We start from the raw sequence: 26,784 nt of genomic DNA on the forward strand, positions 1-26,784 counted from the left end.
CAGGGTCGATTAGCTGTATGGCCAATCAGAGCCAATCACTCAGGAGCTTTCCATGGACATCATTCGTATCATCTTCGCCATTCTGCTGCCCCCGGTGGGCGTGTTCATGCAAGTGGGTCTGGGCGGCGCTTTCTGGCTGAATATTCTGCTGACCCTGTTCGGCTACATCCCCGGCATCATCCACGCGATCTACATCATCGTTTCGCGTAAGTAAGCAGTCAGCGCTGTAACGTGCTGCGGTTGATCGTTCCCTGCGCGGGAACGATCATACGGCGCCATCCAGAACATCCCGGTAAAATCGCCACTCCTTTTCCAGCGCGTCTGCCAGGTTGGCCGCCTTGCGGAAGCCATGGTATTCGTCCGGATAAAAGTGTCCTTCGGCCTTGATGCCCTTGTCCTGCAGAGCCTTGAGCATGTCGCGGGTCTGCGCCGGGACCACGACTGCATCCAGTTCGCCCTGAAAAAAGATCACCGGTACGCTGATGCGGTCAGCGTGCAGCAGCGGTGTTCTTGCCTCGTAGCGCGCGATGTCTTCGACCGGGTCGCCGATCAGCCAGTCCAGGTAATCGCCTTCGAACTTGTGAGTCGCCCTTGCCAGTGCAACCGGGTCGCTGACGCCATACAGACTGGCGCCCGCTCTGAAAACCTTCTGAAACGCCAATGCGCACAGGGTTGTGTAGCCACCGGCGCTGCCGCCACGGATGAACGCCTGATTCGCGTCGATCAAGCCCCTGTCGGCCAGATGGGCAACGACGGCACAGGCGTCCTCGACATCCGCCACGCCCCAGGTCAGGTGCAGGGCCTGGCGATACTCACGACCGTAGCCCGTGCTGCCCCGATAGTTGAGGTCGGCAACGGCGAAACCGCGATGGGTCCAGTATTGAATACGTGGGTCCAGCACCGGATAGCACGCCGAGGTCGGACCGCCGTGAATGAACACCACCAGTGGCGGGTTTTCTGCGCCGGTCATGGCCGGATAGAAATATCCGTAAGCCTCGGCATTGCCGCTCGGGTAGCACAACGGCTCCGGGCTACTGATTTGCTCGGGTGGCAGCGGCGATGTCCCTCCGGCCACAACCTGCACGCTGTTGTCGGCACGCGAAATCGCCAGCACCGCCGATGTGCTGACGGCTGACGCGGCGATGCAATAGATGTATTCCTCGTCCAGTGCCAGGCTGCGAAAACGGCTGTAACCGGCGCTGAAGTCGGTGATCGAACCCTCGGTGTCGCTCAGGCCCAGAATGCCCGAGCCGTCTTGCGACCAAGTGGCGAGAAAACCATCGCTGAGCGGGAGCCATGTACACCCGCCCAACTGCCAGGGTGCTGGCGAATGGTCCGCTGCCGCCGCTTTCAAGGGCGCGAATCCAGACGCCGTCTCGCTCCAGGGCTGCCAGAATCCGGCCCGGTCTGTCAGGCAATACAAACGGCCCTGCGCATCGAAGCGCGGCTGCTGCAAGGATTCTTCTGCGTCATCGCCCGCGATGCACAGCGGCTGGCCCCAACTGCCGTCATCCTGCCTGGCCGCGCACATCAGTCGCGTGACCGTCCATGGCTGATGCGGACGCTGCCACTCGACCCAGGCCAGTCGCCCGCCATCGGCGCTGACCACTGGCGAGGCATAGAAGTCTGCGCCTTCGGCCAGCAGCACACGCTGCCCGTCAGCCACATCGATGCTCACCAGTCGATGGGTTTTATGGTCTTCTTCAACGGCAAGGATCTGGCCATTGGTATGGAACACGCCGCCGTAGCGTTTATCCCCTTGGGTCAACGACACCGGTGTGCTGCCATCCAGAGGCTGACGATACAGCTGCTGGTCGCGCTCGTTGACGAACACCACCGCGTCATCGGCCAGGCAGAACGATCCTCCGCCGTACTCATACACCCGGCTGCGCACGCTGAAGCCATCGGGCGTCAGGCAGCGCGTATCGCCCGCGTACCATTGCCAGATGCGGCAAGCGCCGTCTTCAGGGCGGAATTCGTTCCAGAACAGACCTGCCGAACTGACATCCAGTTCGGCGAAGTCCACGCCTGCAGCGACGGCCTGGGCGGCGGAAAGCGGCTCAGGAAGATTTGGCGATGAGTCGTGAGTTTCGTTCATTGCGGAAGGCCAGCTCTTCGATGGTTTGGGTGGCAGTCTCGGATTCGTCGCGAGCCTGCGTGATCATCCCGTGGTGCTGGGACTTGCTGCACACCGGATCGGCATTGGCGGCGTCGCCGGTCAGCATGAACGCCTGGCAGCGGCAGCCGCCGAAGTCCTTTTCCTTCTCATCGCAGGACCGGCAAGGCTCGGGCATCCAGTCGTAGCCGCGAAAGCGGTTGAAGCCGAACGAGTCGTACCAGATGTGCTGCATGCTGTGCTCGCGCACATTGGGAAACTGGATCGGCATCTGGCGCGCGCCGTGGCACGGCAGGGCAGTGCCGTCGGGTGTCACGGTCAGGAAGATACTGCCCCAGCCGTTCATACAAGCCTTGGGGCGTTCCTCGTAATAATCTGGAGTGACGAAAATCAGCTTGCACGGATGATTTTCCGCTTCCAGCTGTTCACGGTATTGATTGGTGACGGCCTCGGCGCGCACCAACTGATCCTTGGTCGGCAACAGGCCGATGCGGTTCAGGTGCGCCCAACCGTAGAACTGACAGGTTGCCAGCTCGACAAAATCCGCCTCAAGGGCCAGACAGAGTTCGATGATCTTGTCGATTTTGTCGATGTTATGCCGATGGGTGACGAAGTTCAGCACCATCGGGTAGCCGTGCTTCTTCACGGCGCGGGCCATTTCCAGCTTCTGCGCGAAGGCTTTCTTCGAGCCGGCAAGCATGTTGTTCACCTGCTCATCGCTGGCCTGAAAGCTGATCTGGATATGGTCCAGCCCGGCTTCCTTGAACGCGATGATTTTCTCTTCGGTCAGGCCGATCCCGGAAGTGATCAGGTTGGTGTAATAGCCCAGCCGGCGCGCCTCGGCGATCAGTTCGGCCAAGTCCTGACGCACCAGCGGTTCGCCGCCGGAGAAGCCGATCTGCGCGGCGCCCATCTGCCGGGCTTCCTGCATCACCTTGAACCACTGCTCGGTGGTCAGCTCCTGACCCTGTTTCGCGAAATCGAGCGGGTTCGAGCAATACGGGCATTGCAGCGGGCAGCGATAGGTCAGTTCGGCCAGCAGCCACAGCGGCAGGCCGGTTTCCGGCCTGGGCGGTATCAGTGGGCTGGAGGTTGCGAGTGTCATGTCAGTCAAGAGTGATCCAGTGTTTTTCCTGGGCGACCTTCATGAAGTCATCGACGTCCATGCCCAGTTCAGGAACGTTGGGGAATTTGTGCTCCAGTTCCTGAATGATGGCGGCGACCGTTCGCTGTCCATCGATCAGACCGCCGATCCAGCCGGCACTGTCGTTGAGCTTGATCATGCCTTCGGGGTACAGCAGCACATTGCCGTTCTGAGCCGGCTCGAACTGGAAGCGATAGCCCTGGCGCCACTTGGGGACCTTGTTGCGAAATGCCAGGCGTTCCGGGTTCGAATTATCGTTGTGGGGATGAACGTTCATAGCGCGATTCCCTTATGCCAGACCCTCTGGTCTGTGACGCTGTGGTAGGGCGGGCGGTTCAATTCATAAGCCATGGACATCGCATCAAGCATGCTCCACAGAATATCGAGCTTGAACTGCAGGATCTCCAGCATGCGCTGCTGGCCTTCATACGTAGTGTAGTGCTGCAGCGTGATGGCGAGACCGTGTTCCACATCACGACGTGCCTGACCCAGACGCGTGCGGAAATACTCGTAACCGGCGGGGTCGATCCACGGGTAGTGCTGCGGCCAGCTGTCCAGACGCGACTGGTGAATCTGCGGCGCGAACAGCTCGGTCAGCGAACTGCTGGCCGCTTCTTGCCAGTTGGCGCGGCGGGCAAAGTTCACATAGGCATCGACGGCAAAACGCACGCCCGGCAGCACCAGCTCTTGCGAGCGCAGCTGATCCGGGTCCAGCCCCACGGCCTGACCCAGTCGCAGCCAGGCTTCGATGCCGCCGTCTTCACCGGGGGCGCCGTCATGGTCGAGCAGGCGCTGAATCCACTCGCGGCGAATCTCTCGGTCCGGGCAGTTGGCCAGAATCGCGGCGTCCTTGAGCGGAATGTTCACCTGATAGTAGAAGCGGTTGGCGACCCAGCCCTGAATCTGCTCGCGGGTCGCACGGCCTTCGTACATCGCCACATGATAGGGATGGTAGATGTGGTAATACGCGCCCTTGGCCCGCAGGGCCTGCTCGAATTCGGCGGGGGACAGCGCAGTGGCTTCGCTCATGTCGGCTCCTAAAGCTCGATACTCATGCCATCGAAGGCGACTTCGACGTTGCGGCGGACCAGCTCGGCGCGCTCGTGAGAGTCTTCGTCGAGGATCGGGTTGGTGTTGTTGATGTGGATAAGCACCTTGCGCTGGGTTGGAAAGCCTTCCAGCACTTCGAGCATGCCGCCGGGACCGTTCTGAGCCAGATGGCCCATTTCCCGCCCGGTGCGAGTGCCCACGCCACGGCGCTGCATTTCGTCGTCGTCCCACATCGTGCCGTCGACCAGCAGGCAGTCGGCGTCGCGCATCTTCTCGGCCAGCGCTTCGTCGACCTTGCCCAGGCCCGGCGCGTAGAACAGCTTGCCGCCGGTGCGCGTGTCTTCCACCAGCAGACCGATATTGTCGCCCGGGTGCGGGTCGAAACGGTGTGGCGAGTAGGGCGGCGCGGCACTGCGCAGCGGGAATGGCGTGAAGCGCAGGTTCGGGCAGGCCGGAATCACAAAACTGCCCTGCAACTCGATGCGGTTCCAGTTCAGACCGCCGTTCCAGTGCTTGAGCATTTCGAACAGTGGAAAACCGGTGCTGAGGTCTTCATGAACCATGTCGGTACACCATACCTGGTGCGGACAGCCTTCGCGCAGGCTCAACAGGCCCGTGGTGTGGTCGATCTGGCTGTCCATCAACACGATGGCGCTGATGCCCGTGTCACGCAGCGCCCGGCCCGGTTGCATCGGTGCGAAGCTCTGCAATTGAGCGCGAATATCCGGCGACGCGTTACACAGCACCCAATTCACGCCATCGTCGGACAGCGCGATAGACGATTGGGTGCGCGCCTGCGCCCGCAGGCTGCCGTCACGAAAGCCTGCGCAGTTGACGCAGTTGCAGTTCCACTGGGGAAAACCACCACCGGCAGCGGAACCTAGAATCTGGATGTACATGTCAGCTCCCTACCACATGACCCGAAACAAAAAACAAAAGCAGCCTGACAATAAAAAAAGCCCCGGCGAACCGAGGCTTTACAGCGCACTGGAATCAGCGGCTTGCGAAGTACATGGTGACTTCGAAACCGATGCGCAAATCAGTGTAAGCAGGTTTAGTCCACGACATGGGAAAGCTCCTTCAGATAATGCTGCGGTTGGTGACTACATCTTAGTGCACGGGTAACGCCATACGTTCAGATGCTTAGGGAGCTATCTTACTCAATTTAACCAGCCCGAAGGGGCCAAATCTCTACGAAAGACCATTACCGTTCAGGTAACGATCCTTGCAGGCTGGGGCTGGCGGGCGATTGGCGAGGATGAGCCAGCCTGCGCTGGCGTCACTCAAACGACGTGCGGCCGCGTTCAACGAGTGTGTATCCAGATTTGACAGAGCATTTCGCAAGCGATCTGCGTGACCTGCGGTGTGCCCGGCGAGGTGTGCCTGCCAGCGCGTTTCAGCAGCCTGATCAGAGGGCAGGGTGGACAGGTCCAGCTGCGTGCTCAGTGCCTGGCGTTGTTCGGACAGAGAGGCGTGGGCTGTCAGCTCAGGCAACGCACTCAGAAACGCCTCGATGTGTGCGACGAGCTGATCGACATCGCACACCGGTGACTGGACACCGAACAGCAGTCCGGTTGTTCCGTCGATCTGCCGGATGCCGCTGAACACCGCATAGCCCAGTTGCAATTCGACCCGCAGCCTTTGGTAGAAGGGCGCTTGAAGCAGGTGAGCGAGCAGGCGCCACGCAGCCTCATCCTCCGCCGATAAGCTGGGTGCCGGGCAGAACAGCACCACTGCGCTTTCCGAGGAAGACGATGCTTCTGTTCGCCAGCGCTTGCCTGACTGCCTGGCGCTGAGCGTCGGCGACTGAGTTTGCGGTCTGCCTGGCGCGCTGGCCAACGCTGCATCCACGCGAGTTTTGCAGTGTTCCGGCAATCCTGTTGCAAGACTCGTCCAGCTTGACGCCGCCCAGACACGTTGCAGGTCGTCGGTCTCTGGTCCTGAAACTGTGTTTAAAAAATGATCAGGCAGCTTTTTGAGCAACTGCCGAATGGGGATCAACGCTGATTCGCTTGCCGGTCGCCCGTAGCGGACCAGGGTTTCAGCGGCTGGATGCGTCAATCGATGCAAGCAATGTTCGATAATCGCGGCAAATGGCGCTGGTACTCCGCCAAGCCTGAGTTGCCAATACGTGCCGTAGGCACTGAAGTTCAGGGTCACGCCTGCCTGTCGGGCATCTTCGATCAGGTCTCTCAGGCTGTCATTGAGCATTTGCCAGAGCGCGGGCTGCGGGTGCTGCAATCTCCAGCGCAGATACAGGGCCGCTTCGTCGGCGACGGGTTGAGCGTCTGACACCGCCCGCAAAAACGGATTGGGTGCAGGCAGATGCCAGGCAACGTGCTCAGGCGTCGAGTTATCCACAGCGGGGAGATTGATCAGCGTGTCCGGGCCGAGCCGATCCAGTAGCGTGCGCAATGCTTCGGCACCTTGGCCGCTGAGTCGGGCCGGAAGATCGTGGCAATAGTGATGCGCCAGCGCCAGGGCGCCGCAGGCCTGTAACTGAAGTTGCTGAACGCGCCCATATTCTTCTGCGAGCGAGGGCCAGTTTTGCCTGAAAAACAAAAGCCAATCGAATAAAAGACGCGCCGCTTCCAGGGGCGTGAGCGTGCTTGAGGCACTTTTCTCGAACGCCACATCCAGCAGCAACTGTCCGTCAAACTGATAGAGCGGCGCGGTTTTCAGCGAATCGATCAGCCCCCGCTCGATCAATGTCGCCACCAGTCCACCCGGTTTTGCAACGCTCATCCAGTGGCAAAGGAACGCGACGGCCTCGTCAGCCTTTTCCGGCAAACCTTCGCAGGCGAATAACAGGTGCAGATGCCGGGACTCGGTATCCGGCACGGGGGCAGCGTTTTCAGCCAATGAAGGTGGCGCCTGTTGCTCGATGCGCTGGCCGCTGGCGAACAATGCGCCGTAACGCGTTGCCACTGTTTCGAGTTCGGCCAGCGACTGCGGCCCGCTCAGGCACAACGTCATCTGCCCGGCCTGATAAAAGCGCTGGTAGAAGGCTTTCAACGCTTGCTGAAACGCAGGATTGGGCACCGACAGGCTGTAGCGGTTGCCTGCATGAAAGCCGCGCAGTGGATGTCCGGGGTTCACCGATGACAGCAGACGATTTTGCTGACGAGCCTGTTCATCTCCGCGCCAGGCAATGAACTCGGCGTGCAGCACTTCGCGTTCACGCAACTGGTCTGAAACGGCCATGCGCGGATGAGCGAGCATGTCGCACAGACGCTCCAGCCCATCGGCAAAAACAGCGGGCGGCAATTCGAAAAAGAAGTCGGTGGTGCGTTCGCGGGTACTGGCGTTGATCTGACCGCCGTGGCGTTGCACGAAGGTCATCAGGTTCTGCTCTTTGGCGAAGTGCTCGGAGCCCAGAAAGAACAGGTGCTCCAGAAAGTGCGCCAGCCCTGGCCATGCCTGCGGTACATCATGACTGCCCGCCGCGACCCGCAACGAAGCGGCGCAGCGCTTGAGCCGTGGCTCGTGGCACAGCACCACGCTCAGGCCGTTGGCCAGGGTGATGCGTTCGACGGCAGACGTGCGCGGGGAGGGCATGGCGGATCGCAAGGGCTGGGGAGACAGAGCGTCATGCTAGCGGATAATCAGGCCGCTCCGCGAGGTGCCGATGGCTTTGAACAGGCCTGGGCACTGATTGTGCCCATTGCTGCGCGTGGGCATGATCGGTGCGGGCTTATCGCGGTGAGTACACATCCGGCCTGCGATCCTTGAAATAGTCATTCACCGTTCTGGCCCGCGCCAGTTGCACCCGGTCCAGATCGGCGATCAGCAACCGCTCATCCTGCGCTGCCAGGGCAGGACGGCTGCCGTCCGGTGCGCAGACGCTGCTCAGGCCGCAATAACGAATCTCGCCCTCGCTGCCGCAGTAATTGGCGTACACCACGTAACAATGATTTTCGAACGCTCGCGCCCGCACGGTCACGTCGCAGACGAAATCGAAGGGGGCCATGTTCGCGGTCGGCACTAGAATCAGCTCGGCACCGGCGAGCGCCAGACGGCGGGTATTCTCCGGGAATTCCACGTCGTAGCAGATCAGCATCCCAAGTCGCCAGCCGTTCAGCTCGACCACGGGGCAGAGATCCTCTCCTGCGCTGAACATCGACTTGTCCAGCTCGCTGAACAGGTGGGTCTTGCGGTAGTTGCTCGATCGCTCGCCTCGGCTGTCGATCAACTGCACGGCGTTGTAGACCCGCTCTTCGACGCTGCGCTCCGGGTAGCCGTAAAGAATCGCAATTGCGTACTGACGGGCAATCTCCGCAATGCGCTGTGCGGCAGGTCCGTCCTGCGCCTGCGCCAGCTCAGCGCAGGCCCTGGCGCCGATGTTGTAGCCGGTCAGAAACATCTCCGGGCAGACCAGCAGCTGCGCACCTTGCGCGGCCGCCACCTGGGCCTGGTGTTCCAGCCGAGTCAGGTTGCCGCTGACGTCCAGCGGCAAGGGCTCGCATTGATATAAAGCGACACGCATGGGGATTCCCTTCTGTCAGTCGGCGAGCGCAATCGGCCCGATGTCATTGAACACGTCGCCGGGGCCTGGGTTTTCGGCGTGAGTCTTGCCGCCAAAGTGATTCATGATGCCCCACACCGCATTTAGCGACGTCTGCACCGCGCCTTCCACCCAGGCGGGCGTCCAGGACACGTCGTCACCGGCGATGAACATGCCGCGCTGTTCGGCGGGCATGTCCTGCTGCATGAAGTGCGCGTACATGCGCTGGTTATAGCGGTAATGGCCCGGCAGCGCACCCTTGAACGCGCCGAGGAAGTGTGGGTCGGCTTCCCAGGAAACGGTGATCGGGTCGCCGATGATGCGCGCGGCGATATCGACTTTCGGGTAGATCTTCTTCAGGGCGTCCAGTGCGAGCTTTACGCGCTTGTCGATGGGTTGCGGCAGCATTTTCAGCGCGTCGCTCATCCACGAGTACGACAGGCAGATCACGCCCGGCTTGTCGTCGCCGTTATCGAACAGATAAGTACCACGGGTCAGGCGATCCGTGAGGGTCATGCTCATCAGGTCGCGGCCGGTTTCCGGGTCTTTGTCCTTCCAGAACGGGCGGTCGACCATGACAAAGGTTTTCGACGACTGCATGTAACGCGTGCGGTCCAGCGCCATCCACATTTTTTGCGAGAACAGCGTTTCCTCGCATTCGATCTGTGTGGTGAGCAGCCAGCTCTGGCAAGTGGTCAGCACGGCAGCGTACTGGCGGGTATCGCCCCAGTTGTCGGTCACGGTCAGGTTGCCGTCTTCGCTGCGAGCGATGCGCTTCACGCCGGGACGGGGTGCGCCGCGGTGCAGGGATGACAGGCTGGTGCCTTTGGGCCAGTGCGCGCATTGATCGGGCACGTGGCTCCACAGACCGACCGGCACCTGCTGCACGCCACCGACGATGAGGTGTTGGTGTTCGTCGCAGTTGGTCATGACCACGCGAAAGATTTCCAGCATCGAGTTGGGGAAGTCCGAGTCCCAGCCGCCGGTGCCGAAACCGACCTGGCCGAACACTTCGCGGTGGTAGAACGACAGTTTGGCGAACGCCTTAGAGGTCGCGACGAAGTCATAGAACGTGCGGTCGTCCCACAGCGGGACCAGTTTGTTCCACAGTGCCTTGAGGCGCGGCACGTCACGGTCGCGAATCGCCTGCTGAATGTCAGCGAACTGCGAGCCGCTTTCCAGTGCGTCGGCCCAGGCGTCGGCGACTTCCTGAAACAGCACGGGCAAGTCCGACAGCATCTGTGCGTAATAGGTGGTGCCTTCCAGATCGATGACTGTACTGCCCGAGGCCGCCGTCAGCGGGTTAGGGAAGGGTCTGGATTCAAGGCCCAGTTTGTCGACGTAATGAAAGAACGCCGTCGACGACACCGGAAAACGCATGCCGCCCAGCTCGGCGACGATGCCCTTGGCGCCTTCGAACTCCTGCGAGCGAAGACGTCCGCCCATCTTGGACGCTTCGTAGACCACGGGTTTCAGGCCCATCTTCATCAGCTCATAAGCGGCTACCAGCCCGGCGATACCGGCACCGATGATCGCCACTTCCGCGCCATGCTGTTCCTTGGGGATGCTGCCCAGACCTTTCGGATGCTCGATCCATTCATCGAAAGCAAACGGAAAATCCGGACCAAACATGGTGATCGGCTTCTTGCCGTTGGCGGGGTGACGGTTGTTTTTCATGACTGACCTTGGTGGGCAACGGCGAAAAACAACAGTCTAGATAAGCGCGTGCACGTTAATAAGACGCAAAGTGTCGTCGATATGATGTTTGTTTGTGCAAAGTGACGAAACTGGCGGTTATTTTGTGCAGATATCCGTAGGTTTGATCAGCTTCACACCGGTTGGCCCCGGTCGATCTTGCTGCTGAGAATGATGGACGTGGTGGTCTTTTCAACGCCGTCCACGCTGCCGATCAGGTCCAGCAGTTCGTCCAGTTGCTCGGGTGAGTCGGTGCGCAGCCATGCCACGTAATCGAACTCGCCGCTGACTGCACACAGTTGCTGCACCTGCGCCAGCGCACTCAACCGACGCAACACTTCCTTGCCCGAGCGCGGTTGCACGGTGATGCCGACATACGCCTGCAAACCGCCATCGACCACTCGCTGGCCAAGACGCACGCCGTAGCCGGTGATCGTTTTGGTGCTCTCCAGCCGCGCCAGACGCGAGGTGACCGTGGTCCGCGCAATACCCAGCTGGCGGGCCAGCGTGGCAACGCTCTCGCGGGCGTTGATCTGCAGGGCGGCGATCAGCTTGCGGTCTATTTCGTCCAGCACGGGTGGGTGAGCAGCGGACACAGGAATCTCCATCAAAAACACAGGCTACTGGCGAAACACTTTTTGTGGGAGGCGGCTTGCCGACGATCTGGGTTTCCAACGCAACCCATCATTGACTGGCCTGACACCTTCGCCGGCAAGCCGCCTCCCACAATCGCATGCCTGCGGTGAATCAGCGTTGTATCAGAACTTCCAGCGCCTGGCAGTCTTGGCCAGACGCGCCTGCAAACCGTCCAGATTGTGCGCCAGTTGTTGAGTCATCAGTTGATAGCCCACCAACTCGGCGGGAACGTCGGGTCTCGCAGGGTTCGTTTCCGAAGAGCGCGCCAGCCGGTCGGTCGCACCGGTCTGTAGCGCTCGGGCCATGCCGATCAACTGACGACGGACCTGCCGGTACTCGGTATCCAGCGATGCCTTCAATGACTCTCCCGCTATCTGGTCCAGATTGGCCGGGCGAATATTGGCGAGGATTTCCAGCGTGCTCAGGCACATGCGGAAGTGTCCTTGAATGGCGTCCAGCTCGACCATCGACATCTTCACTTCCTTGGACACCGACGGGAGCAGCGAGCGCAGTTGCAGCATCGTTGCGTTGAGCTTGGCGGTGAGCTTCAAATGCTCATCGGCTGTCACGGGCTGACCCTGCACGATCCGTCCGTAGACCTTGGCGCAATCACGCAATCCGCTGGCCAGGTTATAGCGCCACGAAAACACAGCGTACAGCGGCAGGGCAAAGGAGAAGGCGAGCGCCAGGGCGATACCGATCAGGATATCCACGGTGCGCCACAGCCCGTCGCTGATCGGGTTGTAACCATGGCCTGCGACGATGAACAGCGTGATGGCCGACAGCAGCGCGGTGTAACCGCCCTTGCCGATGGCGTGATAAGCAAAGAAACCGCACAGCACCGACATGATCGCGTAGGTCAGCAGCGGCATTTCCAGATAACCCTGCTGCACTACGACCATCAGGCCCAGCCCCGCACCGATCAAGGTGCCGTAGGCCCGCTCGACCGATTTCTTGCCGATGTTGCCGTGGTGCTGCAATCCGCCGATCACGATCAGCATGGTCACCGACGCCCACTCGCCATGGGGCAGATTGAGCCCGGTGGTCAGCAGAATGGTCACCAGCAAACCCACTGAAATCCGCGCCGCGTGGATCAGCCGTGCATTTCGATAACGGCGATACGGATCCAGCAAGGGACGCAGAACAGGGCGAAGCCAGGAAGGTATGTAAGCAGAGCGCGAATTCGTCATGCGTTAAAAGACCGCGAGGGTGGGGAAGAAATCCCTGATTGGATGGCAATGGTTGCCAGTAAGCCACATTTGATGATGCAGGCGGCTGGTTTGTGAGTGATGGCCGGCGCTGAAACAATCATCGGCGACGCTTGAGGTTCTGCACGTGCTCACGGTGGGTCGCTCGCGTGGGCGCTCGCCTGCTGCTCAGCAAGGTCTGCATCAGGGCATCGACCTGCGCGTCGCTGAACACCGGCTGCTGAAAGGAGCGGATGTAACGAGTGTAGCCGATGCCCTGCGTGACGTTGGGAGGCATCGGGGTCTTGAATGTGCTTTGACCGACGAAGCAGACCACCGAGTGAACGTTCTCCAGGCTGACACCCAGTGTCGCCTCAAGCGCCTTGAGGTGTTTGTAGTTCTGCCTGAGCGGGTTCTGGAATTTGTAGGTACGACGATAGATTTTCTGCGTCCACTGCGGCTGTTTCTCGCCGCCGAAGATCCAGCCGCTCATGTTTTTGGTCTCCAGCACGAAAATGCCGAAAGGCGAAAGAAACACCTGAACGAGACTCTTTGTTTCATGAATCGGGCATATCCGGGTGCCTATACTGCGAGTCCTCCTGGCTTACCGGATCGCTGCAATGCTGGCTTCTCGCACGCTGTGGTTGTTGATGCTGAGCGTCCTGTTGTTCTTCTTTGCATTGGGTAACCATCAACTCCAGAGTTCGACGGAGCCGCGCGTGGCGGGTATTGCCATGGAGATGCACCTGACGGACAACTGGGTCACGCCGACGTTGAGCCGACAGCCATTTCTGGAAAAGCCGCCGTTGAGTGTCTGGCTCGATGCCAGCGCGATCCGGTTGTTGGGTGCCACGCCCTGGGCGGTGCGGCTGGCGTCGGCGTTCGCCGGGTTGTTCAGCGTCCTGTTGCTCTACGCGATGCTCAAGCGTATGGCGCGTCCGGCACCGGTTGCCTGGCTGGCCGCGTTCATGCTGGCAACCCTGGCCAGCTTCTGGTCCAACTCACGCCAGGTCGGTGAAGATGCACTGCTGGCGCTGGGCGTGACCATGGCTTTGCTGATGTATGTTCATGCGGTCAATCGAGCACCGTCGGACCCTCGGAAACACTGGCCGTGGTGGTTGTTCACGCTGGGCATCGCCCTCTCGACGCTGAGCAAGGGCGTGCTGGGACTGGCGCTGCCGGGTGTGGTGATTTTCGCCTGGCTGCTTTGCGAAACGGTGCGACAACGGCGGCTGATCCTGGCCGACTGGCTGCGTCCGGCGGCCTTCACGCTGCTGGGGTTGATACCGTTGATGGTCTGGCTGTATTTCCTGTACGGGCAGGGCGGCGTGCAATCACTCAAGGATGTGCTGTGGACCAACAGTGTCGGTCGCTTCGACGGCTCGTTCCGGGAGGCCGGGCATTACGAGCCGTTCTACTACTACATCGCCAAACTGCCCGAAGCGTTCATGCCCTGGAACGTTCTGGTGTACCTCGGGCTCTGGCATTTTCGCAGGCAACTGCTCGCCAATCGGTATCTGCTGTTCTTCAGTCTCTGGCTGGCTGCGCAGTTCCTGCTGCTGACGCTGGCGTCCAGCAAGCGCATGGTCTATCTGATGTCAGCGGCACCCGCAGCGGCAGTGATTGCAGCAGAGTACGCTGTGGTGCTGGGTGAAAGGCTCAAGGCGCGGTCCCGAAACTCGACGATTGCCGCGTTTGCAGTGCGCCACCAACGCGTGCTGATGACAACGGGTATCGCGTTGACCGTTACGGCCTATCTGTCGGCAGCGGTGTGGCTGTTGCCGCGGGAAGACCGACACTTCTCGTTCCTGCCGCTGGCCACGACCGTTCAGGCACTGCAGGCTCAGGGGCATAAGGTGGCCTTGTTCCAGCCCAGCGAGCGGTTGTCGGGTGCGAGTGCATTTTACGTTCACGCCTTGCTTGACGCTTACGACAGCGACGCAAGCGTCAACCGCTTCCTGATGAGCGATTCGCATAATGTGGCGATCATGGAGCGCACGAGCGAGCCTGCGCCGCCGCTCAAGGCCATCCAGCAAGTGAAGGTTGGCAGTCGCAGCTACTATTTCGTCAGCTACGACCGCTCGACGCCAGGCAGTTGAGGTCAGAGGGTCTGGCGATTGGCGACCGGCTGCACAGGCATCCACTGTTTCTGTGGGATCGGCAGTTCGCACGATTCGCCACGGCCGATCGGGAAATAGTGGAAGCCGCTTTTTGACAGGCGCTCGGTGTCGTACAGATTACGTCCGTCGAAGATCACTGGAGCGCCGAGCCGTTGCTGGATCAGGTCAAAATCGGGTGCCTTGAACTGTTGCCACTCGGTGCAGATGATCAGGGCGTCGGCGTCGTCGAGGGTCGATTCCGGGGTGCCCATCAGCACCAGATCCTTGCGATAGCCATAGATCCGCTGGGTTTCCTGCATGGCCTCGGGATCAAACGCGCGCACGGTTGCGCCTGCCGCCCACAAGGCTTCCATCAACACCCTGCTCGGCGCATCGCGCATGTCATCGGTGTTGGGTTTGAACGCCAGGCCCCACAAGGCAAAGGTCTTGCCGCGCAAATCACCTTTGAAGAACGCGTTGACCCGCTCGAACAGTTTGTTCTTCTGCCGCTCGTTGATGGCCTCGACCACCGACAGCAGGTCGTTGGAGCAATGGGCTTCGCGGGCGCTGTGAATCAGCGCGCGGATGTCCTTGCCAAAGCATGAGCCGCCGTAGCCGCAGCCGGGGTAAATGAAGTCGTAACCGATGCGCGAGTCGGCACCGATACCCAACCGTACCGCCTCGACGTCCGCGCCCAGGTGTTCGGCCAGTTCGGCGATCTGGTTGATGAAGCTGATCTTGGTCGCCAGCATGCAGTTGGCCGCGTACTTGGTGAGTTCGGCGCTGCGCAGGTCCATGAACATGATCCGGTCATGATTGCGGTTGAAGGGTGCATACAGCTCGCGCATGACCTTTCTGACCGCTTCGCTTTCGCAGCCGATGACGATACGGTCCGGGCGGCGGCAATCCTTGACGGCCGAGCCTTCCTTGAGAAATTCGGGGTTGGAGACGATATCGAACTGCAGCAAGCGCCCTGCCTGGCGCAAGCTCTTGTCGATGTGCGCACGCAACGCGTCGCCACTGCCCACCGGCACTGTGGATTTTTCCACGATGATCAATGGCTCGCTGCGGTGCCGGGCGATGCTCTCACCCACGGCGAAGAAGCTGCGCATGTCCGCCGATCCGTCCTCGCAGGATGGCGTGCCAACGGCGATGAACAGGACCTCGGCATGTTCGACGGCCATCTGCTCGTCGCTGGTGAAACTCAACCGATGGTTGTCGAGGTTTTCCCGTACCAGATTGGCAAGGCCCGGCTCATAGATATGCACCTGCCCCTGACGCAACTGGTCGACCTTGGCCTGATCGATGTCCATGCACACAACGTCATGGCCCACTTCGGCAAGCACCACCGCTTGTACCAGACCGACATATCCGCTACCGAAAACGCTGATTTTCATGGAGAGAACCCTGAAGAGAAGTGCGAGAAATGCGCCGAAGGTTGATGGTCAGAACCCCCATCACGATCAGGATGACACCCACAGTTTTCGAAACCGTGACCGTCTCATGGAAAAACGGCAGGCCAGCGGCCAGCACGAAGACCAGCGCGTAGCTGATGCTCAGTAAGGAATAGGCACGACTCAGGGGCAGGCTGCGAAGGGCCATCAGCCAGAGCAGCATCGACAGCGCGTAGGCGCCCGTTGCGAGGCAGATGATGGTCACCGCGCTTGAGTCGATTGCGCCAACGTTCTGAAATTCGAACAACTGCGCGGGCGAGGGCAGGCGGCTCATACTCCAGCGCATGCCCAGTTGCGCGGCACTGACCAGCACAACGCTGCCCAGCGCGAGCATGACGCCACGGCGGCTCATGCCTGACGTCCCAACAGAATGACGCCCGCCAGAATCAGCATCACGCCCAGCCAGTGCCTGCGGTCGACCGGCTCATGGAACAGGTAACGACCGGTCAGGGTAATCAGCACGAAGTTCAGGCCCAGCATGGGATACGCGACACCAACCTCCAGACGCTGCAGCACCGTCAACCAGACAAACAACCCAAGTCCCAGGCAAGACACCGCCAGCCACAACCATGCCGAGCGTGCAGCGACCCGCAGGTCGGGGAACTGGCCTCGCCATCCTTCGACGGCATATTTCTGGGCGATCTGTCCCAGGCAGGTCAACGCACACGCGGTCAACAGCAACAGCCAGGTCATGATGCCGACTGCCTGTAGATCACGATGATCAGATCACCTTCCTCATAGCGCTTGCCGTCTTTGGGCAACGCATCGATCTCGCGTAATTCCTCCCTGCCGTCACCGCGCATGATCACCCCGACCTGACCCTTGCGCCGGGCCTCGGTCATCCAGGCATCAATGCCGTTCAGGCTGACCTTGCGCTGACTGGCATCCGGATAGCCGAGGCCGTATTTCAGCTCGCCTACCGTATTGAAGAACGCGATGTCCGGGCGTTTCAAACGCCAGGCCAGCGCCGAGGCCGCCCCCAGATCATTACTCAGCAACGACTGGCTGGCCGCCAGTTCCGAGAAGTGTCGGGCCACGAACTGGTCGGGTGTCTTGTCGTACACCAGGCTGTAAGGCAGCGCTGCGGGCAACAGCGCCACCAGCAGTAGACTGCCCGCTGCCGGCATCGCCCAGGCCGATAGAGGTCGCAGACCCTGCAGCGCGTTGGCCAGCATCCAGACCGTCAGCACACCGATGGCCAGCAGCAGGTGCATCGGTTCGTGGTCGTAGACCGGGTTTTTCCATTGCAGGTACAGCAGCGCCGCCAGACCGACGAGGGCGGCGACGGCGTTGAACCCGCCGTTGAGGCGCAGGGACGTAACCTGGCCGTGCTTGAGGCGTTCGACCAGTGCGTCGGCCATCAGCAGGGCCAGTGGCAACAGGCAGGGCAGGATGTAGGTCGGCAGCTTGCCGCGGCTCAGGCTCAGAAAGGCCAGCGGCAGCAGCGTCCACATCAGCAGGAAACCGATGGCCGGTTGGTGTCTTTGCTGCCATGCCTGCTTGAACGTCACAGGCAGCAGCAGGGCCCAGGGCAGGCTGGCGGCAATCAGTGTGGGTACATAGAACCAGACCGGCTGGGCGTGCTGCGCATCTTCGCCGGCGAAACGGCGTACGTGCTCGTGCCAGAAGAAAAAGCGCCAGTAATCGGGCTCCTGAGCGTGGACCATCAGCACCCAAGGCAGGCATACGCCAATGGCGACGACAATGGCGAGCAGCCCGTAGCGTATCAACTCGAGTAGACGTTTCTGCCATAGCATGTAGGGCACCGCGATCAGTACCGGCAGCACCCAGGCCAGAAAGCCTTTGGTCATGAACCCCATGCCGCAGGCCAGACCAAGCACCGTCCAGGCCGCCAATCGCGCGCGGCCTTCGTGGTGAATGGCGAACCAGAATGCGACCAGTGACAGGTTGACCCACAGGGTGAATTGCGGATCGAGGTTGCAATAACCGGCCTGGCCGGCAACGAAGCCGAAGCTCATGAACAGCAGTGCGCTGGCAACGCTTTTACGCGGCTCGTTCCATATCCGGGCAGCGATCAGGTAGGCCAGCAGCGTGCTCAGGCCAGTGCTCAGTGCCGAGGCAATGCGTACGCCGAACAGGTTTTCGCCAAAGACCGCCTGTCCGGCTGCGATAAACCAGTAACCCGCAGCAGGCTTTTCGAAGTACCGCACACCCATGAAGTACGGCGCGGTCCATTGCCCGCTGTGGAGCATTTCCTGACTGATCTGCGCGTAGCGCGTCTCGTCTGGAATCCACAGCCCGTGGGAGCCGAGCGGCAGCAGGTAGGCCACGACGAAAGCGAGCAACAGCAGGGCGATATCGCGACGGCGGCCTGTCGTCATTGCTGCACCCCGAGCCAGCCTTCGCGTCCCTGGCGTGTTCCGCGAATCACCTGACCGGAGGGCAACTGCTCGAGGGCGTCCGGCAACAGGTTGCCAAGCGGCTGGAAGCGGATGCCTTGAACGCGCGCCAGCGCCAACAATTGCCTGAAGTCTTCGGCCATGACGATGCCTTCGACTTCGGCGTGCAACGTATAGACATTCAGTCGCTCGGCCGCAAAACGACCGAGAATGAAAGCGTTGAACGCGTGGGCCTCCACGTGCGGGCCGACCACCTCGTCAAAGGTCGGCAGGTCCACCGGAATCTGTGGGGTGCCCGGCGTGCCATCAGCCAGGGTCGGGCGAAACATCGAGTGACCCCGGCAATCACTGTTGTAGCGGAACCCGAAAGACTGCTTGGCCTGTACCACACGCTCGTCGGCACGCCAGCCAGCCGCTGCCGAACAGGTCACCGGCCCGCCCAGAATGTCGCTCAGGCAATCGACCCCCCGGCGTATCTGCGCGTGCAGTCGCGCCGGGTTCCAGTGCCCGGCATTGGCCTGCCAGCCATGGTGATCCCAGGCATGCAGACCGACTTCATGGCCTGCGTCCATGGCCCTGCGCATCAATGGACCGAGGTCGCGGCCGATGGGTTTGCCCGGCCAGGCGGTGCCGGCCAGCAGAATGTCCCAGCCGTAAAGACTGGCGGCTCTGGAACGGAGCATTTTCCACAGGAACTGCGGGCGTATCAGCCGCCAGACATGACGCCCCATGTTGTCCGGACCGACACTGAAAAAGAACGTCGCCTTGACCTGCGCTTCCTCCAGTATGTCCAGCAGGCGCGGCACGCCTTCGCGGGTGCCACGGTAGGTGTCGACGTCGACTCTCAGGCCTGCCTGCATCAGCGCCGATCCGTTTGTTCGGCCATGGCTTCGCGCAGAAAGAAGTCCAGGGTTTTGCCGATGGTTTCGCTCAGCTCGATGGTGGGCGTCCAGTCCAGCAGTCGTCGGGCGTTGTCGACACAGGGCTTGCGGTGGCTGACGTCCTGGTAGCCCTTGCCGTAGAAGGACTGGCTTTCCACCTCACGAAACCCCGCGAACGGTGGGAAGTTGGCGCGCAACGGGTGCGCTTCGAACTGACGCAGCAGTTCTTCGCCCAGTTGCCGGATGCTGGCTTCGTTATCCGGGTTGCCGATGTTGATGATCTGGCCGTCGCAGCGATTGCCATGATTTTCGATGATGCGCGCCAGTGCTTCGATGCCATCGGCCACGTCGGTGAAGCAGCGTTTCTGTGCGCCGCCGTCCACCAGCCGGATTGGCGTGCCTTCCACCAGATGCAGGATCAACTGGGTGATGGCGCGCGAGCTGCCGATCCGCGCCGAATCCAGACGGTCCAGGCGCGGCCCCATCCAGTTGAACGGGCGAAACAGTGTGAATTGCAGCCCCTTCTGACCGTAGGCCCAGATCACCCGGTCCAGCAGTTGCTTGGACACCGAGTAGATCCAGCGCTGCTTGTTGATCGGGCCGACCACCAGGTTCGACGTGTCCTCTTTGAAGCTGGCGTCCTGGCACATGCCGTACACCTCCGAGGTGGACGGGAAAATCACCCGCTTGTTGTACTTCACGCAATAGCGAACGATCTTCAGGTTTTCTTCGAAATCCAGCTCGAACACGCGCAGCGGGTTGCGGGTGTATTCGATGGGCGTCGCAATTGCCACCAGTGGCAGAACCACGTCGCATTTCTTGATCTGGTACTCGATCCACTCGGTGTGGATGCTGATGTCGCCTTCGATGAAGTGAAAATTGGGCTTGGCGCGCAGTCGTTCGATGGCGTCCGAGCCGATGTCCATGCCGTAGATCTCGTAGCGGTCATCCTGCAACAAACGCTCTGACAGGTGGTTACCGATAAACCCGTTGACGCCCAGAATCAGCACCCGTGTGCGGCGTTTCGAACCGGTTTGTTGTTGGCTCTGCAGACGTGAACCTTCGACCAGTCCCAACTCGCGCGCCAGTTGTACGCCGCTCAGATATAAACCGTCGTCGCCGCGCTGGCCTGCACCGATCACCAGAGCGCCCTCGCCACAGGCAATGCGCAGCGGATCGCAGCCGATGACAGTGCCGGGCGCCAGACCGTGGTCGGCCTCGTCCACACGTGCGCTCCAGACAATCAGCTTATGCTCGCCCACCGGGCAGAAAGCGCCGGTGTAGGGCTGGGTCACGGCACGAATCAGGTTGTTCAACTGCACGGCTGGGCGTGCCCAGTCGATCAATCCGTCGGCCGGTGTGCGACGGCCGAAGTAAGTCGCCTGGGATTCGTCCTGCGGCGTGCCGGGCAATCGGCCTCGCGCCAGTAGCGGCAGCGCGTCGGAGAGCAGATTGGCGGCTGCCTTGCGCAGTTTTCCGTGCAAGGTCAGCGCCGTGTCCAGCGCGCTGATCGGCACGCGCTGCTGCGCCACGATGGGACCTGCATCCGCACGCTTGACCATCTGGTGCAGGGTGACGCCTGTTTCGCGTTCGCCATTGACCAGCACCCAGTTGGCCGGTGCCCGGCCGCGATAGCGCGGCAGCAGCGAACCGTGCAGGTTGAAGGCGCCTTTCCTGGCACAGGCCAGCAGGGGCTCGCTGAGTAACTGGCGGAAGTAAAAGGAAAAGATGAAGTCCGGGTCCAGCTTGCCGATGCGCTCGATCCACAGCGGATGGTTCGGGTCCTCTGGGGCGTGCACCGGGATGTCGTGCTGCGCACACAGTTGCGCGACCGAGCCGAAGAAGGTTTTTTCGTTGGGGTCATCGGCATGGGTGAACACGGCAGCGATGTGATAGCCGCTCTCCAGCAGCGCCTGCAGCCCGACACAGCCAATATCGTGGTAAGCGAAAACGACAGCTTTAATGCTCATGGCGCAACCTTGTTCAGATAAGGAGAAGCAGAGGAATCCACACTGTCGGTCGTCGTCTCGGTTGAGCTGCGCACGACCTTTTCGATAAAGAAGCGCGGCCTGGCCCGCACATCGCTGTACATCCGGCCCAGGTACTCGCCCAGCAGGCCCATGCCGATGAACTGGCCGCCGGTGAACACGAACAGCACGGCGAACAGCACGAAGGTGCCGTTCTCGGCCCACGGCGCGCCAAAGATCAGCCGCAGCACGATGAGCATCACGGCGAACAGAAGGCCCAGAAACGCCATGCTGAAACCGACGATGCTGAGCAGCCGCAAGGGCGTGGTGGTCATGCAGGTGATCAGGTCGAACATCAGATTGATCAGCCGCATGGGGCTGTACTTCGAATCGCCATGCTCGCGTTCGGCGTGTTCGACCCGTATTTCAGTGGTGTGGCGGGCGAAGCTGTTGGCCAGGATAGGTATGAACGTGCTGCGTTCACGGCAGGCCAGCATCGCGTCGACGATGGTGCGGCGGTACGCGCGCAGCATGCAGCCGTAGTCGTTCATGGCCACGCCCGTCGAACGCTGCACCGCGAGGTTGATCAGCCTCGAGGGCCAGCGTCGCCAGGCCGAGTCCTGACGCTTGTTGCGCACTGTGCCGACCACGTCGTAACCCTGTTCGGCCAGCGCAATGAGGCGCGGGATTTCTTCCGGCGGGTTTTGCAGGTCGGCATCGAGGGTGACGATTACATCGCCCTTGCACTGCTCGAAACCGGCCATGATCGCCGCGTGCTGGCCGTAATTGCGGTTCAGGATCACCGCAACGACCGGACTGCCCTCGCGTTCGGCGGCCTGTTGCAGGATCTCGGCGGACTGGTCGCGGCTGCCATCGTCGACCAGTACGATCTCGTAATCATGGCGCAGAAGTGCGCACGCTGCTTCAGTACGCCGTAGCAGTTCCCGCAGGCTTTGCTGCTCGTTGTAGATCGGGATGACGATTGACACACAGTGAATAGGGTAGGGTTTCAAGGCCGGGCTTCCACGATTGATTCAATGGCGTTCACGACCCGCTCGACATCGTCCAGGGTCATGTCGGGAAACAGCGGGATGGAACACAGGCGCGACGAGTTCCACTCGGTGTCCGGCAGGTGAACGTCGGGGAAACGCTGGCGGTAATAGCGGTGCAGGTGGGTGGCGATGAAATGAATACCGCTGCCGATGTTGTGCGTCTGCAACGCTTTCATGAACGCATCGCGATCCAGCCCGCAGCGCTCGACGTCGATGCGCAGAATGAACAGGTGCCAGGCGTGGCGCTGCGCGTAGCCGGGTTGCGACAAGGGCAAGACGGCGCTGCCGGCGAGCCTTTCGAGGTAGCGACTGGCAAGCATCTGACGCTTGGCATTGATCGCGTTCAGGCGCTGCAACTGCACCAGGGCAATGCTGGCGTTGAGGTCGGCCAGGTTGTACTTGAACCCCGGTTCGATGACCTCGGCCTGGGGCTTGCGTCCCATTGTTAAGCGGTCATAGGCATCGACGCCGAGGCCGTGGAATTTCAACTGGCGCACGCGAGCGGCCAGCATGCCGTCATCGGTGACGAACATCGCGCCCTCGGCGCAGGTCATGTTCTTGATGGCGTGAAACGAGAAGATCGCAGTACCACGAGCACCGACCGGCCGCCCTTTGTATTCGGTGCCGGCCGCATGGGCAGCGTCTTCGATAAGCGCAATGCCGTGCCGGCTGGCCAGCGCGTAGAGCGGGTCGAGATCAAGCGCGGCACCTGCGTAATGCACCGGAACAATCGCCTTTGTCCGTGGCGTGATGGCCTGTGCGACGTGTGCGGCATCCACCATCAGCGTGTTGCGATCCACATCGACGAACACCGGGGTCGCACCCAGCAGGCAAATCATGTTGGCGGTGGAAACCCAGGTCTGGGACGGGGTGATCACTTCGTCGCCAGGACCGATACCCAGTGCCAGCAGCGTGAGATGCATGGCACCTGTCGCGGATGACAGCGCAATGGCATGCAGCGCGCCGACCCGCTCGGCGAACTGCTCTTCGAGCTTCTGACATTCCGGTCCGGTGGTGATCCAGCCAGACTTCAATACGCGAGTAACGGCCGCCATCTCTTCATCGCCCATGGACGGACGCGAAAATGGAAGAAAAGACTGATTCATCAATGGGTTTCCCACGCAGGCTAAATAACGTGAAGTGTGTTTATGCCACGTCGTCGATAAACGACATTCAATGGCCGCCGTTGAATCAAATGTCCAACGGTCAGGAACAGGCCCGCGCTTGAGGGTTTAAACTGCAAGCAGTTAACGTCTTCAGCACCGTCAATCATTTCGTGAGTCGTCGCTTGTTTCGAGCGTACAGCCCGGTTTCAAAGGCTTCCGTACCGGTGTCAAGGTGCACGATCACTCGGCGGATGGATCATTGTTGATCCAAAACAGAGTGCGCTGTACTGAAAGATTGGAGTCGTTAAGTGAGGCGACAGCTTTGTCTGTCGAGGGTGAATTATTTAATTTGAATTCATTTAATTGTCTTGCGAGTATTTTAAGCTGGCATCGTATTGGCGCGTTTTATTGAATGCTGTTTCGCTGTTTTAATCGGCTCGTTTATCGAGAATCGAGCTAGTTAAGCGTTCGTTCAGGCGTCATGTTTTGCATTGAGGGTGCAATACAAAGTGCCAGTATTCGTTTTTGCAGTTCTGCGCCGCTTTCAACCGCCAACGCGACAGCGCGTGTTCTGCGGGCTCCCGCATTCATCCTGCGAGGTGTTATTTTGAGATGTTTCTGATCGACTGATCAGCTATTTCTCACAACTCTCCGCGAAGGAATGCCCTCAACAATGAACCTTTCACTCAGGCATCTGGCCGCAACGACCCTGATGTTCGCCAGCCTTTCAGCGTTCACACCGCTTGCGCTGGCCAATATCACGCCGCAACAAAGTGCGGACATTCTGAAAGCTTTCAACGAAAAATCGGCGACTGATTTCAGACAGTTCCTGGCAAGCGTCGCGAAAAGTGATCTCGCCAAAACCGCCAGCCTCGAGCCTGCTATCCATGCCTTTCTCGGCAACAAAACCCTGACGGCCGAGCAGCAAAACGAAATCCATCGGCTGTTGGGTATTTACGCTCGCGTGAAATATGGCAGTGCAGCAAATGAAACCCTGCGTGAACTGGTCGCCATCCCGACCTTCGCCGTGGAAGGTGTCGCCCAGCACGACAACCCCGAGTTCATCAAGATTGCCGAGAAGCTCAAGACGCTCGCCCAGTCGTTCAACCTCAACTTCCGCAACATCGACAACCGCGTCTATGAAGTGTCGCTCGAAGGCGCCGGCGAAGAAGTCGTCGGTATTCATGCCCACGCTGACGTGGTGCCTGTGACGCCTGCGAACTGGGTGCTGCCGGACGGCACCAGACTCGACCCGTTCAAGGTCACGCTGATTGGTGATCGCATGTACGGTCGCGGCACCGAGGATGACAAGAACGGCATCGTGGTCGCGATGTACGCCATGAAAGTCATCAAGGAAGAAAAGCTGCCGCTGGCTCGAAACTTCAAACTGCTGATCGACACCACCGAAGAAACCTCCGGCGATGCGATTCCGTATTACTTCGAACGCAACCCGACGCCGAACTACAACCTGGCGCTGGACGGCAGCTACCCGGTGGTCATCGCCGAGAAAGGTTACGGCACTGTGATGGCGAACTTCCCCGTGCGTAAAGGGGAGGGCAAGGGGGCGGAAATCACCTCGCTGACTGGCGGCGCGGCCACCAATCAGATTCCATCGAAATCGGTCGCCACGCTGGTGGCGGACAACCCCTCCGAGTTGGCCGCCGAGCTGCAAAAGGCCGGTGCCGAGTACGCCAGGCGCAACGGTGGCGACTTCCAGGTGGACGCTGCGGTCGAGGGCAAGGACGTGACGCTGACCGTCACGGGCGTGTCTGCCCACTCGTCCGAGCCCGCCTCGGGCGTCAACCCGGTGGCCAGAATGCTCGACTTCATCAACAGCCTCGACGGCAAGGTTGCGCTGAAACACAACCACATCACCGACGCGGCCCGCTATGCGGCTGACAACTGGGGGCTGGATTATCTGGGCAGCAAGCTGGGCGTCGGTTTCTCGGACGAGTTCATGGGGCCTTTGACCGCTTCCCTGACCTTCGTGGGGATGGATGCTAAGACCTTCAAACTCGCGGTCAACCTGCGCGTACCGAAAGGCAAGTCGCCTGCGAAGCTCAAGGCCGAGATCGCTGAAAAGCTGACGGCATGGAGCAAGCAGAGCAAGATTGCGCCTGCGTTCGATTACTCCATCGCCGAGCCGATGTACCGCAACCCTGAAGGCGAATGGGTCAAGGCGCTTCTGGCCGTCGCCACTGAAAACCTGAGCATGCCGCACAAATTCGGCACCTCGGCGGGCGCTACCTCGGTCCACAGCTTGCCCAACGGCGTGCAGTTTGGTCTGGCTCGACCTGAAGCCAAATACACCGGACACACCGACAGCGAGTTCAAGACCACCGAGCAATTCTTGCTCGACCTGCAGATCGTGACGGAAATGATGGGACGTATCGGGCAGTTGCCGAAGCTGTGAACCGAGGGCCTGACTGTTTCTGCTCGGCATTAACATGAAGTTCCGGGGCGCATAGGGTCATGAGCGGCGTTCCCACGCGGAGGTGGTGTTTGATCACACCAGTGCTCCGCGTGGGCATGCCGTCGGGACGCTCGGCGCCACATCGGTCGTTACACACCGATTGACGCTCCACCCCCTGCCCGGCATATTAGCGCTCGTTTGCGATCGTTAATGCTCGTTTATGCAGGTTCAGATTGTCATGACTTCCACCCACGAAACCTTTCCCGGCGAACGCCAGCAGCTGATCAGTGAGCGCCTGGCCCGTTATGGCCGGGTGATTGCGGCCGATCTGGCCAGCGAATTCAACGTGTCTGAACACTCGATCCGCCGCGACCTCAGCGCGCTGGCCGCCTCGGGGCTGTGCAAGCGCGTGTACGGCGGCGCCATCTTGTTGCGCAGTGCCGAAGGCCCCATGGCCGCACGCGTGCAGCAGGACACCACACGTAAAGACAGCCTCGGACGGGCAGCAGCTTCCCTGCTCAGCGACGGGCAGCATGTCTTCATTGATGCCGGTTCCACCAACTTTGCCATCGCCAGCGCCATTGATCCGCGGCTTCACCTGACCCTCACCACCAATTCGCCACTGATTGCCGTGCAACTGATGGCATTGCCCAACGCCGAAGTGATTCTGCTGGGTGGCCGCCTGAATCCGACGGCGGGAGGCGTGATCGGCCTGACGGCGGTCCGGCAACTGCGCCAGTTCAGCTTCGACCTGTGCTTCCTCGGTGCCTGCGCGCTGGACCCGGACAACGGCGTCACTGCATTCGGGCTGGAAGACGCCGAGTTCAAGCGCGCAGTCGTCGCAGCGAGCGGTCAGATTGTGGTGGCCGTGACCAATGAAAAGCTGTCCAGCGTTGCTCATTACCAGGTAGCCCAGTGCGAAGACGTGGCGGCGCTGGTGGTCGAGCAAGACGCGCCACGCGAGCGGCTCGACCCGTTTCTCGGCAGGATTGCCAATGTCGTGACCGCAGCCTGAGCGGAAAACTGACGTATGTCGCGTTTGCCCATTGTCTGGCACGTCATTTACGTCTAATTTGCTCCCTAATTAGTATGACTATTAATCGCACCCTCTAATAAGTAC

At 60.7% G+C, this 26,784-nt stretch carries 22 protein-coding genes and 2 pseudogenes; 4 read left to right on the forward strand and 20 right to left on the reverse strand.

The annotated features are described in order from the left end of the window. Positions 1-52 precede the first annotated feature (52 nt). Positions 53-214 carry a YqaE/Pmp3 family membrane protein gene (locus tag JTJ32_RS11655; RefSeq protein WP_004880105.1) on the forward strand — a complete coding sequence of 54 codons (162 nt, stop codon included), beginning with the start codon at positions 53-55 and terminating at the stop codon, positions 212-214. A gap of 51 nt (positions 215-265) precedes the next feature. Here JTJ32_RS11655 and JTJ32_RS11660 read toward each other — a convergent pair whose 3' ends face one another. The 12 genes and pseudogenes from JTJ32_RS11660 to JTJ32_RS11715 all read right to left on the reverse strand — a co-directional run. Then, positions 266-2,098: a S9 family peptidase gene (locus JTJ32_RS11660; protein ID WP_210042115.1), complete on the reverse strand. Its 1,833-nt coding sequence runs from the start codon at positions 2,096-2,098 to the stop codon at positions 266-268. Next, positions 2,061-3,221, reverse strand: a complete 1,161-nt coding sequence (gene pqqE / locus JTJ32_RS11665) for a pyrroloquinoline quinone biosynthesis protein PqqE (protein WP_370454403.1) — start codon at positions 3,219-3,221, stop codon at positions 2,061-2,063. The genes JTJ32_RS11660 and pqqE overlap by 38 nt, the downstream gene beginning before the upstream one ends. A 1-nt stretch (position 3,222) precedes the next feature. Continuing rightward, on the reverse strand, positions 3,223-3,537 hold the full coding sequence (gene pqqD, locus JTJ32_RS11670; RefSeq protein WP_099228638.1) for a pyrroloquinoline quinone biosynthesis peptide chaperone PqqD: 315 nt from the start codon (positions 3,535-3,537) through the stop codon (positions 3,223-3,225). Then, positions 3,534-4,289, reverse strand: coding sequence for a pyrroloquinoline-quinone synthase PqqC (pqqC, locus tag JTJ32_RS11675; RefSeq protein ID WP_004880097.1), 756 nt, complete (start codon positions 4,287-4,289; stop codon positions 3,534-3,536). Before pqqC ends, pqqD begins: the two co-directional genes overlap by 4 nt. Before the next feature lie 8 nt (positions 4,290-4,297). Further along, complete coding sequence (pqqB, locus tag JTJ32_RS11680) at positions 4,298-5,209, reverse strand: pyrroloquinoline quinone biosynthesis protein PqqB (RefSeq protein WP_099228637.1); 912 nt, start codon at positions 5,207-5,209, stop codon at positions 4,298-4,300. A 94-nt stretch (positions 5,210-5,303) separates the two neighbouring features. Next, positions 5,304-5,378 (reverse strand): pyrroloquinoline quinone precursor peptide PqqA, encoded by a 75-nt coding sequence (gene pqqA, locus JTJ32_RS11685; RefSeq protein WP_003422658.1) that lies wholly within the window; start codon positions 5,376-5,378, stop codon positions 5,304-5,306. 136 nt (positions 5,379-5,514) lie between these two features. Continuing rightward, a pseudogene (gene pqqF / locus JTJ32_RS11690) lies at positions 5,515-7,868 on the reverse strand (pyrroloquinoline quinone biosynthesis protein PqqF). 136 nt (positions 7,869-8,004) lie between these two features. Next, positions 8,005-8,796 carry a carbon-nitrogen hydrolase family protein gene (locus tag JTJ32_RS11695; protein ID WP_210042117.1) on the reverse strand — a complete coding sequence of 264 codons (792 nt, stop codon included), beginning with the start codon at positions 8,794-8,796 and terminating at the stop codon, positions 8,005-8,007. Between the two features lie 15 nt (positions 8,797-8,811). Beyond that, on the reverse strand, positions 8,812-10,491 hold the full coding sequence (locus tag JTJ32_RS11700; protein WP_210042118.1) for a flavin monoamine oxidase family protein: 1,680 nt from the start codon (positions 10,489-10,491) through the stop codon (positions 8,812-8,814). Between the two features lie 152 nt (positions 10,492-10,643). Next, entirely contained in the window at positions 10,644-11,105 is a 462-nt protein-coding gene (locus tag JTJ32_RS11705; RefSeq protein ID WP_180274341.1) for an Lrp/AsnC family transcriptional regulator, read from the reverse strand. A 162-nt stretch (positions 11,106-11,267) separates the two neighbouring features. Further along, the gene (locus tag JTJ32_RS11710; protein ID WP_210042119.1) at positions 11,268-12,335 is read right to left on the reverse strand and encodes an FUSC family protein; all 1,068 of its coding nucleotides are present in this window, start codon (positions 12,333-12,335) and stop codon (positions 11,268-11,270) included. 118 nt (positions 12,336-12,453) lie between these two features. Further along, a pseudogene (locus JTJ32_RS11715) lies at positions 12,454-12,873 on the reverse strand (nuclease-related domain-containing protein); the annotation flags it as partial. A 79-nt stretch (positions 12,874-12,952) separates the two neighbouring features. Here JTJ32_RS11715 and JTJ32_RS11720 point away from each other — a divergent pair. After that, positions 12,953-14,431 (forward strand): ArnT family glycosyltransferase, encoded by a 1,479-nt coding sequence (locus JTJ32_RS11720; RefSeq protein ID WP_210042121.1) that lies wholly within the window; start codon positions 12,953-12,955, stop codon positions 14,429-14,431. Between the two features lie 2 nt (positions 14,432-14,433). Here the strand turns inward: JTJ32_RS11720 and JTJ32_RS11725 are convergent, their stop codons facing one another. The 8 genes from JTJ32_RS11725 to arnB are packed head-to-tail and all read right to left on the reverse strand — an operon-like array spanning position 14,434 to position 23,251. Then, the gene (locus JTJ32_RS11725; RefSeq protein ID WP_210042123.1) at positions 14,434-15,828 is read right to left on the reverse strand and encodes a UDP-glucose dehydrogenase family protein; all 1,395 of its coding nucleotides are present in this window, start codon (positions 15,826-15,828) and stop codon (positions 14,434-14,436) included. Then, on the reverse strand, positions 15,806-16,237 hold the full coding sequence (gene arnF / locus JTJ32_RS11730; RefSeq protein WP_180274340.1) for a 4-amino-4-deoxy-L-arabinose-phosphoundecaprenol flippase subunit ArnF: 432 nt from the start codon (positions 16,235-16,237) through the stop codon (positions 15,806-15,808). The genes JTJ32_RS11725 and arnF overlap by 23 nt, the downstream gene beginning before the upstream one ends. Then, complete coding sequence (gene arnE / locus JTJ32_RS11735) at positions 16,234-16,578, reverse strand: 4-amino-4-deoxy-L-arabinose-phosphoundecaprenol flippase subunit ArnE (protein ID WP_210042125.1); 345 nt, start codon at positions 16,576-16,578, stop codon at positions 16,234-16,236. Before arnE ends, arnF begins: the two co-directional genes overlap by 4 nt. Then, a complete protein-coding gene (gene arnT / locus JTJ32_RS11740; RefSeq protein ID WP_210042126.1) occupies positions 16,575-18,227 on the reverse strand; it encodes a lipid IV(A) 4-amino-4-deoxy-L-arabinosyltransferase in 1,653 nt (550 codons plus the stop codon). Before arnT ends, arnE begins: the two co-directional genes overlap by 4 nt. Next, positions 18,224-19,105 (reverse strand): 4-deoxy-4-formamido-L-arabinose-phosphoundecaprenol deformylase, encoded by an 882-nt coding sequence (gene arnD / locus JTJ32_RS11745; RefSeq protein ID WP_210042127.1) that lies wholly within the window; start codon positions 19,103-19,105, stop codon positions 18,224-18,226. The genes arnT and arnD overlap by 4 nt, the downstream gene beginning before the upstream one ends. Further along, the gene (gene arnA, locus JTJ32_RS11750; protein ID WP_210042128.1) at positions 19,105-21,096 is read right to left on the reverse strand and encodes a bifunctional UDP-4-amino-4-deoxy-L-arabinose formyltransferase/UDP-glucuronic acid oxidase ArnA; all 1,992 of its coding nucleotides are present in this window, start codon (positions 21,094-21,096) and stop codon (positions 19,105-19,107) included. Before arnA ends, arnD begins: the two co-directional genes overlap by 1 nt. Then, positions 21,093-22,106, reverse strand: coding sequence for an undecaprenyl-phosphate 4-deoxy-4-formamido-L-arabinose transferase (arnC, locus tag JTJ32_RS11755; protein ID WP_210042129.1), 1,014 nt, complete (start codon positions 22,104-22,106; stop codon positions 21,093-21,095). Before arnC ends, arnA begins: the two co-directional genes overlap by 4 nt. Then, positions 22,103-23,251 carry a UDP-4-amino-4-deoxy-L-arabinose aminotransferase gene (gene arnB, locus JTJ32_RS11760; protein WP_210042130.1) on the reverse strand — a complete coding sequence of 383 codons (1,149 nt, stop codon included), beginning with the start codon at positions 23,249-23,251 and terminating at the stop codon, positions 22,103-22,105. Before arnB ends, arnC begins: the two co-directional genes overlap by 4 nt. A gap of 673 nt (positions 23,252-23,924) precedes the next feature. Here arnB and JTJ32_RS11765 point away from each other — a divergent pair. Then, positions 23,925-25,664, forward strand: coding sequence for a dipeptidase (locus JTJ32_RS11765; protein WP_099228622.1), 1,740 nt, complete (start codon positions 23,925-23,927; stop codon positions 25,662-25,664). 238 nt (positions 25,665-25,902) lie between these two features. Then, on the forward strand, positions 25,903-26,679 hold the full coding sequence (locus tag JTJ32_RS11770) for a DeoR/GlpR family DNA-binding transcription regulator (RefSeq protein WP_210042131.1): 777 nt from the start codon (positions 25,903-25,905) through the stop codon (positions 26,677-26,679). Positions 26,680-26,784 lie beyond the last annotated feature (105 nt).

This window comes from Pseudomonas alliivorans (genome assembly GCF_017826695.1).
GTDB classification, from domain to species: Bacteria; Pseudomonadota; Gammaproteobacteria; order Pseudomonadales; family Pseudomonadaceae; genus Aquipseudomonas; species Aquipseudomonas alliivorans.

Bases quoted from the DNA above. Each gene is read 5' to 3' on its own strand.
- JTJ32_RS11660 (WP_210042115.1), bottom strand. From the start codon at position 2,098: ATGAACGAAACTCACGACTCATCGCCAAATCTTCCTGAGCCGCTTTCC.
- JTJ32_RS11655 (WP_004880105.1), top strand. From the start codon at position 53: ATGGACATCATTCGTATCATCTTCGCCATTCTGCTGCCCCCGGTGGGC.
- JTJ32_RS11720 (WP_210042121.1), top strand. From the start codon at position 12,953: ATGCTGGCTTCTCGCACGCTGTGGTTGTTGATGCTGAGCGTCCTGTTG.
- JTJ32_RS11695 (WP_210042117.1), bottom strand. From the start codon at position 8,796: ATGCGTGTCGCTTTATATCAATGCGAGCCCTTGCCGCTGGACGTCAGC.
- arnB (WP_210042130.1), bottom strand. From the start codon at position 23,251: ATGAATCAGTCTTTTCTTCCATTTTCGCGTCCGTCCATGGGCGATGAA.
- JTJ32_RS11765 (WP_099228622.1), top strand. From the start codon at position 23,925: ATGAACCTTTCACTCAGGCATCTGGCCGCAACGACCCTGATGTTCGCC.
- arnF (WP_180274340.1), bottom strand. From the start codon at position 16,237: ATGAGCCGCCGTGGCGTCATGCTCGCGCTGGGCAGCGTTGTGCTGGTC.
- JTJ32_RS11710 (WP_210042119.1), bottom strand. From the start codon at position 12,335: ATGACGAATTCGCGCTCTGCTTACATACCTTCCTGGCTTCGCCCTGTT.
- JTJ32_RS11770 (WP_210042131.1), top strand. From the start codon at position 25,903: ATGACTTCCACCCACGAAACCTTTCCCGGCGAACGCCAGCAGCTGATC.
- pqqD (WP_099228638.1), bottom strand. From the start codon at position 3,537: ATGAACGTTCATCCCCACAACGATAATTCGAACCCGGAACGCCTGGCA.
- pqqC (WP_004880097.1), bottom strand. From the start codon at position 4,289: ATGAGCGAAGCCACTGCGCTGTCCCCCGCCGAATTCGAGCAGGCCCTG.
- arnE (WP_210042125.1), bottom strand. From the start codon at position 16,578: ATGACCTGGCTGTTGCTGTTGACCGCGTGTGCGTTGACCTGCCTGGGA.
- pqqB (WP_099228637.1), bottom strand. From the start codon at position 5,209: ATGTACATCCAGATTCTAGGTTCCGCTGCCGGTGGTGGTTTTCCCCAG.
- arnT (WP_210042126.1), bottom strand. From the start codon at position 18,227: ATGACGACAGGCCGCCGTCGCGATATCGCCCTGCTGTTGCTCGCTTTC.
- pqqE (WP_370454403.1), bottom strand. From the start codon at position 3,221: ATGACACTCGCAACCTCCAGCCCACTGATACCGCCCAGGCCGGAAACC.
- JTJ32_RS11725 (WP_210042123.1), bottom strand. From the start codon at position 15,828: ATGAAAATCAGCGTTTTCGGTAGCGGATATGTCGGTCTGGTACAAGCG.
- JTJ32_RS11700 (WP_210042118.1), bottom strand. From the start codon at position 10,491: ATGAAAAACAACCGTCACCCCGCCAACGGCAAGAAGCCGATCACCATG.
- arnA (WP_210042128.1), bottom strand. From the start codon at position 21,096: ATGAGCATTAAAGCTGTCGTTTTCGCTTACCACGATATTGGCTGTGTC.
- arnD (WP_210042127.1), bottom strand. From the start codon at position 19,105: ATGCAGGCAGGCCTGAGAGTCGACGTCGACACCTACCGTGGCACCCGC.